This is a genomic window from Burkholderia diffusa (genome assembly GCF_902499115.1).
Lineage (GTDB): Bacteria > Pseudomonadota > Gammaproteobacteria > Burkholderiales > Burkholderiaceae > Burkholderia > Burkholderia diffusa.
On sequence record NZ_CABVPN010000018.1, the window covers coordinates 108,559 to 120,562 of the forward strand.

Below are 12,004 nucleotides of genomic sequence, written 5' to 3' on the forward strand. Positions count from 1 at the left end.
CGCGGGTCAAGAATGAGGAGGCCGGAGGAAGTGCTGAAGCACTGACTCCCGCCGGCAAAGGAGACATCGGCGTTTGAAGGACATCCTCCATTTCTCGCATGCGAACGGTTTTCCGGCATCGACGTACCGGACGATCTTCGCCGAGCTGGCAGACGACTACGAGCTGCGCTACATCGAGCGCATCGGTCACGACCGCCGTTACCCGGTAACGCGCGACTGGCCGCATCTCGTCGAGCAACTGCTCGACGACATTGGCAGCCGCTACGAGCGCCCGGTCTGGCTCGTCGGCCATTCGCTCGGCGGCTACCTGTCGCTGATGGCTGCGCTGAAGAAGCCGCACTGGGTGCGCGGCGTGGTGATGATCGATTCGCCGATCATCGCGGGATGGCGCGCCGGCGCATTGCGCGCGAGCCAGTGGGCGGGGCTCGACGAGCGGCTGTCGCCGGCGGCCGCGACGCGCAATCGGCGTACGCGCTGGGTGAGCCGCGACGAAGCCTGGCGGCATTTTCACGAGAAACCCGCGTTCGCGCGCTGGGACGAGCGGATGCTGTCCGACTACATCGACTACGGCATTCCGCAGGCGGGCGCCGACGGCGAACGCGTGCTCGCGTTCGACCGGCAGGTCGAATACCTGATCTACCGGACGCTGCCGCATACGCTCGGCCCGCGGCTCGCGCACGGCGCGCCGGTGCCGCTAGGCTTTCTCGCCGGCACGCGCTCGCGCGAAGTGCGGCAGGTCGGGCTCGATGCGACGCGTCGTGCGGCGCGCGGGCGCATCGAATGGCTCGAGGGCAGCCACCTGTTCCCGATGGAGCGGCCGATCGAGACGGCCCGCGCATTGCAGCGGATGCTGAGTTCGCTGAAGATGGCGGAGGGTGGCGTGCCGCGCGACAGTGCGGCGCTCGCGAAAAGCGCCTGACGCATCGGTCCGGTGCACCGCGCCGGCGTGCGCGGTTGCACCGACCGGCCGGCCGGTTCGCCCCGGCGCGCACGGTTGGCGCGGCACAGCGCGAAAGGGCAGGATCATCGCGTCAATTGCTGAGAGAAGGGCGGGCTTTACGGTATAATCCGTTTTTCCCGCGAGCATTCAGCGATGACCAAATATGTTTTCGTCACCGGCGGCGTAGTTTCTTCCCTCGGCAAGGGTATTGCCGCCGCCTCCCTCGCCGCGATCCTCGAATCGCGCGGTCTGAAAGTCACCCTCCTCAAACTCGATCCCTACATCAACGTCGACCCCGGCACGATGAGCCCGTTCCAGCACGGCGAAGTGTTCGTGACGGAAGACGGAGCGGAGACCGACCTCGACCTCGGCCACTATGAGCGCTTCATCAGCACGAAGATGCGCAAGGCCAACAACTTCACGACCGGCCAGATCTACGAATCGGTGATCCGCAAGGAACGCCGCGGCGACTATCTCGGCAAGACCGTGCAGGTGATTCCGCACATCACGAACGAAATCCAGGCGTTCATCGAGCGCGGGGCGGCATCTGCCACCTGCGGCGAGCCGGACGTCGCGATCGTCGAGATCGGCGGCACGGTCGGCGACATCGAGTCGCTGCCGTTCCTCGAGGCCGCGCGCCAGATGAGCCTGCGCCTCGGCCGCAACAGCGCGTGCTTCGTGCACCTGACGCTCGTGCCGTACGTCGCGACGGCCGGCGAGCTGAAGACGAAGCCGACCCAGCACAGCGTGCAGAAGCTGCGCGAGATCGGCATCCTGCCGCACGTGCTGCTGTGCCGTGCGGATCGCCGCATCCCCGACGACGAATCGAAGAAGATCTCGATGTTCTCGAACGTGCCGGAAGACGCCGTGATCTCGGTGTGGGACGCCGACAGCATCTACAAGATTCCGCAGATGCTGCACGACCAGGGCCTCGACCGGATCATCTGCGAAGAGCTGAAGCTGTCGCCGAAGGACGCCGACCTGAGCATGTGGTCGGCGCTCGTCGAGAAGCTGGAAAACCCGAAGCACGAAGTCACGATCGGCATGGTCGGCAAGTATGTCGACCTGACCGAGTCGTACAAGTCGCTGATCGAGGCGCTGCGCCACGCATCGCTGCACACGTCGACCAAGGTCAACATCGAGTACATCGACTCGGAAGAGATCGAGACGAACGGTGTCGATAGCCTGAAGCATCTCGACGCCGTGCTGGTGCCGGGCGGTTTCGGCCGTCGTGGCACGGAAGGCAAGATCGCGGCGATCCGCTACGCGCGCGAGTCGAAGGTGCCGTACCTCGGCATCTGCCTCGGCATGCAGCTTGCGGTGATCGAATTCGCACGCGACGTCGTCGGCCTGAAGCAGGCGAACAGCACGGAATTCGATCCGGATACGCCGGAACGCGTGGTCGCGCTGATTACCGAGTGGTACGACCGCGAAGGCAAGGTCGAGACGCGCACCGAGGAATCCGATCTCGGCGGCACGATGCGCCTTGGCTCGCAACGTTGCCCGATCAAGCCCGGCACGATGGCCGAAGAGATCTATGGCAAGGACGTGAACGAGCGTCACCGCCACCGTTATGAAGTCAATAACCGCTTCGTGCCCCAGCTCGAAGCCGGCGGCCTTATCATCAGCGCCCGTACCCCGAGCGAGGATCTGCCGGAAATGATGGAGCTGCCGCGTTCGATGCACCCGTGGTTCGTCGGCGTCCAGTTCCACCCGGAATTCACGTCCACGCCGCGTGACGGTCATCCCCTGTTCAAGTCGTTCGTCGAAGCCGCGCTCGCCAACAAGCAAGCGCGTGGAGTGCAAGCATGAAGCTGTGCGATTTCGAGGTCGGTCTCGACCAGCCTTTCTTCCTGATCGCGGGTACCTGCGTCGTCGAATCGGAGCAAATGACGATCGACACGGCGGGCCGCCTGAAGGAGATCTGCGAGAAGCTGAACGTTCCGTTCATCTACAAGTCGTCCTACGACAAGGCGAATCGCAGCTCGGGCAAGTCGTTTCGCGGTCTCGGAATGGACGAAGGGCTGCGAATCCTCGGCGAGGTGAAGCGTCAGCTCGGCCTGCCGGTGCTGACGGACGTGCATTCGATCGAAGAGATCGAGCAGGTCGCGTCGGTCGTCGACGTGCTGCAAACGCCCGCGTTCCTGTGCCGCCAGACCGACTTCATCCACGCGTGCGCGCGCTCGGGCAAGCCCGTCAACATCAAGAAGGGTCAGTTCCTCGCGCCGCACGACATGAAGAACGTGATCGACAAGGCGCGCGACGCGGCGCGTGAAGCCGGTCTGTCCGAAGACCGCTTCATGGCGTGCGAGCGTGGCGTCTCGTTCGGCTACAACAACCTTGTGTCCGACATGCGTTCGCTCGCGATCATGCGCGAGACGAACGCGCCGGTCGTGTTCGACGCGACCCACTCGGTGCAGCTGCCGGGCGGGCAGGGCACGAGCTCGGGCGGCCAGCGCGAATTCGTGCCGGTGCTCGCGCGTGCGGCGGTCGCGACGGGCGTCGCGGGCCTCTTCATGGAAACGCACCCGAATCCGGCCGAGGCGAAGTCGGACGGCCCGAACGCGGTGCCGCTGAACCGGATGGGTGCGCTGCTGGAGACGCTCGTCACGCTCGATCAGGCGGTGAAGCGCAATCCGTTCCTGGAAAACGATTTCAATTAAAGATCGAATGAACCTTGCGACGGCTTCGCGCGTCAGTAGCGAAAGCGGTTCAGGCGCGCGCGCCGTCGCAGTTTGAAGAATCCATCGTCATTCTCAGAGGAAACCCATGAGTGCAATCGTAGATATCATCGGCCGCGAGATTCTGGATTCGCGCGGCAACCCCACCGTCGAATGCGACGTGCTGCTCGAATCGGGCACGATGGGCCGCGCGGCGGTGCCGTCGGGCGCGTCCACCGGCTCGCGTGAAGCGATCGAACTGCGCGACGGCGAAGCCGGCCGCTACAACGGCAAGGGCGTGCTGAAGGCAGTCGAGCATATCAACACCGAAATCTCTGAAGCCATCATGGGCCTCGACGCGTCGGAACAGGCGTTCCTCGACAAGACGCTGCTCGAGCTGGACGGCACCGACAACAAGTCGCGCCTCGGCGCGAACGCGATGCTGGCCGTGTCGATGGCCGTCGCGAAGGCAGCCGCTGAAGAAGCCGGCCTGCCGCTGTACCGCTACTTCGGCGGCTCGGGCGCGATGCAGCTGCCCGTCCCGATGATGAACATCGTCAACGGCGGCGCGCACGCGAACAACAGCCTCGACATCCAGGAATTCATGATCGTCCCGGTGAGCCAGCCGACGTTCCGTGAAGCTCTGCGTTGCGGCGCGGAAGTGTTCCACGCACTGAAGAAGATCCTGAGCGACCGCGGCATGAGCACGGCAGTCGGCGACGAAGGCGGCTTCGCGCCGAACTTCGGCAGCAACGACGAGTGCCTGTCGACGATCCTGCAGGCGATCGAGAAGGCAGGCTACCGTGCGGGCGAAGACGTGCTGCTCGCGCTCGACTGCGCGGCATCCGAGTTCTACCACGATGGCAAGTACCAGCTCGCGGGCGAAGGCCTGCAACTGTCGTCGGCCGAATTCACCGACTACCTCGCGACGCTCGCCGACAAGTTCCCGATCGTGTCGATCGAGGACGGCATGCACGAAGGCGACTGGGACGGCTGGAAGCTGTTGACCGAGCGCCTCGGCAAGAAGGTGCAGCTCGTCGGTGACGACCTGTTCGTCACGAACACGCGCATCCTGAAGGAAGGCATCGAGAAGGGTATCGCGAACTCGATCCTCATCAAGATCAACCAGATCGGTACGCTGACCGAAACGTTCGCGGCAATCGAAATGGCGAAGCGCGCGGGCTACACGGCCGTGATCTCGCACCGCTCGGGCGAAACGGAAGATTCGACGATCGCGGACATCGCGGTCGGCTTGAACGCCGGTCAGATCAAGACGGGTTCGCTGTCGCGCAGCGACCGCATCTCGAAGTACAACCAGCTGCTGCGCATCGAGGAAGACCTCGGCGATATCGCGAGCTACCCGGGCAAATCGGCTTTCTATAACCTGCGCTAACGCGCTACTATCGGGTTCGTCATCTCGACGCCGCTCTGTGCATGTCGCGCGGAGCGGCGCTTCTTATATCTGCGTCTTCTACATGCGGCTTGTCACTGTCGTCCTGATTGCCTTGCTGGCGCTCATTCAGTACCCCCTATGGTGGGGACACGGCGGCTGGTTGCGGGTGCATGAATTGCGCCAGCAGCTCGGCGATCAACTGCAGAAGAACGCGGACGAGAAGCTGCGCAATGAGCGGATCGCGGGCGAAGTGCAGGATCTGCAGGGCGGTACCGCTGCCATCGAGGAGCGCGCGCGCTACGAGATGGGCATGGTGAAGGACGGCGAAGTATTCGTGCAGTTCGTGTCGCCGAATGCGCCGGCGGCGCCGCTGAACAACACGCCTTCGAGCATGTCGACGCGCGGTACCGTTTCCGCCGCGCCCGTGCGTGTCGTGCCGAACCCGCAGTCGATCGCGAAGCCGTCGCGGCATCATGGCGGCGAGAAGGGCAAGGCCGCGCATCACTGAGCGCGGGAGTCCGAACCATTGAAAAAGCGCGGGAAATGCCGCGCTTTTTTATTTCCTGCCAGTCGTCAATCGAATCGGTCGACGCGGATCACGCATCACCACCACCAGCCCGGGTAACCGTAGCCATATCCGATGCCGGTGCCCCACCGGTTTCCCCAACCGCCGCCGTAATAGCCGCCGTAGACGGTCACGGGGGGCGGCGAGTAATACGCCCACGCGCGCGCGGCGGCCTCCGCCGCCATCGCGTCGTTCTGCTCGCGCAGCACTTGCCGGTCGATCTCGTCGTAGCGTTTGCGCTCCGCACTCGACAGTGCGGGCGGCTGGCCGGCCGATGCGCCCGGTTCGGGCAGACGGCTCAGGATCGTCGACGAAGGCGGCTGCACCGCGCAGCCGGCGAGGGCCAGTGTGCCGGCTGCGACACTGGTCAGGACGAGGGTGCGGAACGGGCGATTCATGTGATTCTCCAGCAGCGCGCCGACAGCGGAAAGCGGTTTGTGCCGAAGGCGGGACCTCCGGCGCCTGGGCCGTGCGTGCGACGCTCGTGCGTCATTATGCACCCGCGCCGCGCATGGCCGGCACGGGCGCGCCGCTCACTCAGTGACGCTGATCGGTCGCGGGCGTGATGCCGGTCGCGAGTTCCGGCGCGGCGAACAGCTGCGCGACGTCGACGGGATCGAACTCGTAGCGCTGGTTACAGAACTCGCAGTGGATCTCGACGTGACCGCGCTCGACGATCACGCTGTCGACTTCGTCGCGCCCGAGCATGCGCAGCATCGCGCCGACCTTCTCGCGCGAGCACGAGCACTGGAAGCGCGTACCGGCCGGGTCGAAGTGCTGCACGTTTTCCTGCCAGAAGAGCCGACGGAACACGACTTCCGGTTCGACCTCGAGCAATTCCTTCGCGGACAGCGTGCCGCCGAGCGTGCAGACGCGCTCCCACGTGTCGGCGTCGGTCTCGGCGTTGCGCGGCACGATGCCGCCGTCGCCCGGCAGCTTCTGCAGCAGCATGCCGACCGCGCGGTCGCGATCGGCCGCGAGCCACAGCCGCGTGTCGAGCTGCTCCGAGTGATGCATGTAATGCTCGAGCACTTGCGACACCGATTCGAGCGGACCGTCGACGCCGTTCAGCGGCACGATGCCCTGGTACGGCTGCTGGCCCGGCAGCTTCTCGGCCGGGTCGAGCGTGATCACGCATCGGCCGTGGCCGCTCGCGTTGACAAGCGACGCGAAGTGCGTGTCGTCGCCGATCGTCTGCGCGACGTCGCCGGCGAACTTGGCCGTGGCGCGCATCGACAGGTCCGAGCCGCACTGGACGACCAGCATCTGGACCGGCCCGTCGCCGAAGATCTGCATGATCAGGGTGCCGTGAAATTTCAGGTTCGCGGACAGCAGCGCACACGCAGCCATCATCTCGCCGAGCACCGTGCGCACCGGGGCAGGGTAGTCACGGCGGGAAAGCACCTCTTGCCACGTGTTGCGCAGCGACACGATCTCGCCGCGCACGGGTGCCGAATTGAACATGAATTTCTGTAACTGGTCGCTCACTCTTCTTCCTTGAAATCCGCGCGAATCAGCCGATCCGCACGAGTTGCTCCTTGAAATGCGCGCGTCGTTCGACGTACGTCTTCGCATTTGCGCGCAGCCGCGCGATGTCGTCTGCCGACAGCTCGCGCACGACTTTCGCCGGGGCGCCGAGAATCAGCGAGTTGTCCGGGAACGTCTTGCCTTCTGTCACGACCGCGCCGGCACCAACCAGACAGTTGCGGCCGATGACCGCTCCATTCAAGACCACCGCCTGAATCCCGATCAGCGAACCTTCCCCGATCGTGCATCCGTGCAGCATCGCCTGGTGCCCGATCGTCACGTTTTCGGCAATCGTCAGAGGAAATCCGGGGTCCGTATGCAGGACCGCGCCTTCCTGGACGTTGCTGCCGGCACCGACCGAGATCGTCTCGTTGTCGCCGCGAATCGTCGCACCGAACCATACGCTCGCGTTTTCCTCGAGCACGACCTTGCCGATGATGGCCGCCGTATCGGCGACGAATACGCTTTCGTGGATCGTCGGGGCCGTCTCGCCCAGTTTGTAGATCGTCACGGAGTCTCCTGGTCTCTTCGATGATGGGCGCCGGTAGAATGGCGCGTCTGGCGTGCCGGGCGCATTGCGTGACGGCACAAACGTACATTGTAAACCGTCGCGTGCATGCGCACTGGCGGTGCCCGGTTTGATGAACATGGAGCCTTCTTCTTTCATGGCTGCGCCACACTGCGTGCGCCGCGCCGCGCTGGACGCCCTGCGGATGTCCGAGCCGGCCGCGAAGGCCGCTCGGGTCCGCGCGCTGCATGACGCGCTGCTGGCCGGGCAGGCCACGATCGCACCGACGCTCGATCTGGACGAACCGACCGACCTGCCCGGCCGTCCGGCGCGCCCGCCGCTCGTCGAGCCGCGCGAGCTCGAGCGCCGCAGCATGCGCTCGCCCGCGGGGCGCGCGGTGCTGCTGCACGCCCTCGCGCATATCGAATTCAACGCGATCAACCTCGCGCTCGACGCCGTGTGGCGCTTCGCCGGGATGCCCGACGCATTCTATGCGGACTGGCTGAAGGTCGCGGCCGAGGAGGCTCATCACTTCACGCTGTTGTCCGGGCGGCTCGCCGAGTTCGGGCATGCGTACGGGGATTTTCCCGCGCACAACGGGCTGTGGGAGATGTGCGAGCGGACCAAGGCCGATCCGCTGGCGCGGATGGCGCTCGTGCCGCGCACGCTCGAGGCGCGCGGACTCGACGCGTCGCCGCCGATCCGGGCGCGGCTCGTGCAGGCGGGCGACGATGCGTCCGCGGCGATCCTCGACGTGATCCTGCGCGACGAGATCGGCCACGTCGCGATCGGGAATCGCTGGTTCCGGTACCTGTGCGACGAGGCCGGCCGCGATCCGGTGCCGGCCTACCGCGAGCTCGCCGAGCAGTACCATGCGCCGCGGCTGCGCGGCCCGTTCAATTTCGACGCGCGCCGCACCGCGGGATTCGAGCAGGCGGAGCTGGACGAGCTCGCCGCGCAGGACGCGGCGGACGGCAACGCGGCGGGCTAGCACGTCCGGGCGCCGCCGGCTCCCGGCGGGCGGGCGAAGGCTGTCGCTGCGTCAGCCTCGCTCAGCGTCCGGCGGCATGTCCGCGGCGTCCGACAGGCCGATTCCGCGCGCCGTCGCTAGAGAGCTGCCTCGACTGCCAGGCGCCGGAATGGAGGCGTCATCGCTATAATCGAACGATCATTCTTTTTTGGCGGCTGCAATGAGTGCCTCGAGTTCTGTTTCCGATTTCGTCACGGTGCGCGGCGTCAAGCTGCATGTGCGGCGCTGGGGCCGGCCCGATGCGCCGACGCTGTTCATGCTGCATGGCTGGATGGACGTCGCGGCATCGTTCCAGTTCGTCGTCGACGCGCTCGCGGGCGACTGGCAGGTGATCGCGCCGGATGCACGCGGCTTCGGCCTGTCCGACTGGCCGGTCGCGAGGCAGGGCGGCGGTCATTACTGGTTCCACGAGTACCTGGGCGACCTCGATGCGCTCGTCGATCACTATGCACCCACCGGCGAAGTCAATCTGGTCGGGCACAGCATGGGGGCCAACGTCGTGTGCCTGTACGCGGGCGCGCGCCCGGAGCGCGTGCGGCGCGTGGTCGACCTCGAAGGGTTCGGGCTCGCCCCCGCGCGGGCCGAGCAGGCGCCGCGCCGGCTGCGCGGCTGGCTCGACGAGCTGCGCGAGCCGCCGGTGTTGCGCCCGTATGCGTCGCTCGACGACGTGGCGGCCCGGCTGATCAAGACCAATCCGCGGCTCGATCCGCACCGCGCCGCGTTCCTCGCCGCGCACTGGTCGAAGCGTGGCGATGACGGCCTCTACCACCTGCTGGCGGACCCCGCGCACAAGATGGCGGGCCCGCAGCTGTACCGGCTCGACGAGGTGATGGCCGTCTGGAAGCAGGTGCGCGCGAAGGTGCTGCACGTCGAGGCCGTCAATTCGCCGACGCTCGCGTATCTCGCCGGCGACATCCCGCTGCCGGAGTTCAAGGCGCGCTTCGGCGCGTTCCCCGACTGGCGCGAAAAGCTCGTCGAGGATGCCGGCCACATGGTTCATCACGACCAGCCGGAGCAGATCGCGGCGCTGATCGAGGCGTTCTGCGCGTAGGCGTGTGGCGGCGGCGGGGCAGGCGGGCGGCGCAATTGCCGCATTGCAGTAGAATGAAGCTTCACCTGCCATATCGACAATGAACGCTGATCTCCACTGCCATTCGAATGTTTCCGACGGGTTGCTGTCGCCTGCCGACGTCGCGCGCCGCGCCCATGCCGGCGGCGTGACCCTGTGGGCGCTGACCGACCACGACGAGATCGGCGGCCAGGCGGCGGCACGCAGCGAGGCGGAGGCGCTGGGGATGCGCTACCTGAGCGGCGTCGAGATTTCGGTCACGTGGGCGTCGCGCACCGTGCACATCGTCGGGCTGAACATCGATCCGTCGAACCCGACGCTCGTCGACGGCCTCTACCGCACGCGCCACGGCCGCGCCGCGCGTGCGCGGGCGATTGCCGCGCAGCTCGAGACGCTCGGCATTCCCGGCGCGTACGAAGGCGCGCTGAAGTACGTATCGAATCCCGACCTGATCTCGCGCACCCACTTCGCGCGCTTCCTGGTCGAGAACGGCCATGCCGAATCGACCTCCGATGTGTTCGACCGCCTGCTCGGCGACGGCAAGCCCGGGTTCGTCCCGCACCGCTGGGCGACGTTGTCCGACGCCGTTGCATGGATTCGCGCGGCGGGCGGCGAGGCCGTGGTCGCGCACCCGGGCCGCTACCGCTACACGCCGGTCGAATTCGATGCGTTTTTCGGTGAATTCATCGATCTCGGCGGCCGCGCGATCGAGGTCATTACGGGCAGCCACACGCCCGACCAGTACCGCGAATACGCGGACGTCGCGCGCCGCTTCGGCTTCGAGGTGTCGCGCGGCTCGGATTTCCATGCGCCGGGCGAGGGTCGCATCGAGCTCGGCAGCCTGCCGCCTTTGCCGCCCGACCTGAAACCGCTCTGGGAGCGCTGGCTCTGACGTACCGCGGCCGCTTGCCGCTGGCGCTGCCGCCGAGGTGCGCATCCGACTTCTCCCTCTTTACGTGTCCCCATGTCCCAGTTCTTCAGGATTCATCCGGATAATCCGCAGCCGCGCCTGATCAAGCAGGCCGCGGACATCGTCAGCAAGGGCGGTGTGATCGCGATGCCGACCGATTCGAGCTACGCGCTCGCGTGCCACCTCGATGACAAGGATGCAGTCGAGCGCGTGCGCCGCATCCGCGGCCTCGACGAGAAGCAGCACCTGTCGCTGCTCGTGCGCGACCTGTCGGAACTGGCCAACTTCGCGATGGTGGACAATCGTCAGTACCGGCAGATCAAGTCGGTGACGCCGGGCCCGTACGTGTTCATCCTGCAGGCGACGAAGGAAGTGCCGCGTCGTCTGTCGCACCCGTCGCGCAAGACGATCGGGCTGCGCGTGCCCGATCACGCGATTACGCTCGCGCTGCTCGAATCGCTCGGCCAGCCGCTGCTTGGCACGACGCTGATCCTGCCGCCGGACGACGAGCCGCTGAACGATCCCGACGATATCCGCGCGCGGCTCGAGAAGCAGGTCGATCTCGTGATCGACGGTGGTGCGTGTCCGCGCGAACCGTCGACGGTGATCGACCTGACGGGCGACGAGCCGCAGCTCGTGCGTGCCGGGCGCGGTGCGCTCGAACCGTTCGGGCTTTCGGCCGCGTAAGCGCCATTCATTTTTGCGCGAGTGCGCTTGTTACAATAACGCGATATGGACGCTTCCCTGATACAGACCATCGCCGTCTACGCGCTGCCCGTGATCTTCGCGATCACGTTGCACGAGGCTGCGCACGGCTATGCCGCGCGCCTGCTCGGCGACAACACCGCCTACATGATGGGGCGCGTGTCGTTCAACCCGATGCGCCACATCGATCCGCTCGGCACGATCGCGATCCCGCTCGCGATGTATTTCCTGACGGGCGGCGCGTTCCTGTTTGGCTATGCGAAACCGGTGCCGGTATCGTTCGGCAACCTGCGCGATCCGCGCTGGGGCAGCCTATGGGTGTCGCTGGCTGGCCCGGCCTGCAACTTCGTGCAGGCACTGATCTGGGGCGTGCTGACCATCGTACTGCCCGCTGCCGGCATCGACGAGCCGTTCTTCACGCGGATGGCCTACGCAGGCGTCAGCGCGAACCTGGTGCTCGGCGTGCTGAACCTGTTTCCGCTGCCGCCGCTCGACGGCGGCCGCATCCTGGCGGCGCTGCTGCCGCCGAAGCAATCGATCGCGCTGTCGCGAATCGAGCCGTACGGTTTCATCATCGTCCTCGTGCTGGTCTCGACGGGCGTGCTGACGAACTTCTGGCTGCGGCCGCTCGTGAATGCCGCGGCCGGCGTGCTGAGCGCCATCCTGTCTCCCTTCGCCTCGCTTTTCTAACGACAAT

13 protein-coding genes are annotated in these 12,004 nt (G+C 66.2%); 10 read left to right on the plus strand and 3 right to left on the minus strand.

Features of this window, described 5'->3' with window-relative positions; translation table 11 throughout:
* Positions 1–73 precede the first annotated feature (73 nt).
* The 5 genes from BTE28158_RS19435 to ftsB all read left to right on the plus strand — a co-directional run bounded on the left by BTE28158_RS19435 (position 74) and on the right by ftsB (position 5,501).
* The gene (locus BTE28158_RS19435; RefSeq protein ID WP_124622334.1) at positions 74–919 is read left to right on the plus strand and encodes an alpha/beta fold hydrolase; all 846 of its coding nucleotides are present in this window, start codon (positions 74–76) and stop codon (positions 917–919) included.
* 174 nt (positions 920–1,093) lie between these two features.
* Positions 1,094–2,752: a CTP synthase gene (gene pyrG, locus BTE28158_RS19440; protein WP_059464180.1), complete on the plus strand. Its 1,659-nt coding sequence runs from the start codon at positions 1,094–1,096 to the stop codon at positions 2,750–2,752.
* Positions 2,749–3,603 carry a 3-deoxy-8-phosphooctulonate synthase gene (gene kdsA, locus BTE28158_RS19445; RefSeq protein ID WP_044848177.1) on the plus strand — a complete coding sequence of 285 codons (855 nt, stop codon included), beginning with the start codon at positions 2,749–2,751 and terminating at the stop codon, positions 3,601–3,603. The genes pyrG and kdsA overlap by 4 nt, the downstream gene beginning before the upstream one ends.
* A 106-nt stretch (positions 3,604–3,709) precedes the next feature.
* Positions 3,710–4,993, plus strand: a complete 1,284-nt coding sequence (eno, locus tag BTE28158_RS19450) for a phosphopyruvate hydratase (protein ID WP_011885396.1) — start codon at positions 3,710–3,712, stop codon at positions 4,991–4,993.
* Between the two features lie 82 nt (positions 4,994–5,075).
* Positions 5,076–5,501: a cell division protein FtsB gene (ftsB, locus tag BTE28158_RS19455; RefSeq protein ID WP_059608395.1), complete on the plus strand. Its 426-nt coding sequence runs from the start codon at positions 5,076–5,078 to the stop codon at positions 5,499–5,501.
* A gap of 95 nt (positions 5,502–5,596) precedes the next feature.
* Here the strand turns inward: ftsB and BTE28158_RS19460 are convergent, their stop codons facing one another.
* The 3 genes from BTE28158_RS19460 to BTE28158_RS19470 all read right to left on the minus strand — a co-directional run bounded on the left by BTE28158_RS19460 (position 5,597) and on the right by BTE28158_RS19470 (position 7,596).
* The gene (locus BTE28158_RS19460) at positions 5,597–5,956 is read right to left on the minus strand and encodes a hypothetical protein (protein WP_151051050.1); all 360 of its coding nucleotides are present in this window, start codon (positions 5,954–5,956) and stop codon (positions 5,597–5,599) included.
* Between the two features lie 139 nt (positions 5,957–6,095).
* Positions 6,096–7,046: an Hsp33 family molecular chaperone HslO gene (hslO, locus tag BTE28158_RS19465; RefSeq protein WP_059535822.1), complete on the minus strand. Its 951-nt coding sequence runs from the start codon at positions 7,044–7,046 to the stop codon at positions 6,096–6,098.
* A gap of 25 nt (positions 7,047–7,071) precedes the next feature.
* A complete protein-coding gene (locus BTE28158_RS19470; protein ID WP_059608392.1) occupies positions 7,072–7,596 on the minus strand; it encodes a gamma carbonic anhydrase family protein in 525 nt (174 codons plus the stop codon).
* A gap of 130 nt (positions 7,597–7,726) precedes the next feature.
* Between BTE28158_RS19470 and BTE28158_RS19475 the strand changes: the two genes are divergently transcribed.
* The 5 genes from BTE28158_RS19475 (at position 7,727) to BTE28158_RS19495 (ending at position 11,997) form a co-directional block, all read left to right on the plus strand.
* On the plus strand, positions 7,727–8,584 hold the full coding sequence (locus BTE28158_RS19475) for a ferritin-like domain-containing protein (RefSeq protein ID WP_151051048.1): 858 nt from the start codon (positions 7,727–7,729) through the stop codon (positions 8,582–8,584).
* A 199-nt stretch (positions 8,585–8,783) separates the two neighbouring features.
* Positions 8,784–9,674, plus strand: coding sequence for an alpha/beta fold hydrolase (locus tag BTE28158_RS19480; RefSeq protein WP_174920030.1), 891 nt, complete (start codon positions 8,784–8,786; stop codon positions 9,672–9,674).
* 79 nt (positions 9,675–9,753) lie between these two features.
* Positions 9,754–10,584, plus strand: a complete 831-nt coding sequence (locus BTE28158_RS19485; RefSeq protein WP_059608389.1) for a 3',5'-nucleoside bisphosphate phosphatase — start codon at positions 9,754–9,756, stop codon at positions 10,582–10,584.
* Between the two features lie 72 nt (positions 10,585–10,656).
* On the plus strand, positions 10,657–11,289 hold the full coding sequence (locus BTE28158_RS19490; protein WP_059535812.1) for an L-threonylcarbamoyladenylate synthase: 633 nt from the start codon (positions 10,657–10,659) through the stop codon (positions 11,287–11,289).
* Between the two features lie 45 nt (positions 11,290–11,334).
* On the plus strand, positions 11,335–11,997 hold the full coding sequence (locus BTE28158_RS19495) for a site-2 protease family protein (RefSeq protein ID WP_059608387.1): 663 nt from the start codon (positions 11,335–11,337) through the stop codon (positions 11,995–11,997).
* Positions 11,998–12,004: the final 7 nt, after the last annotated feature.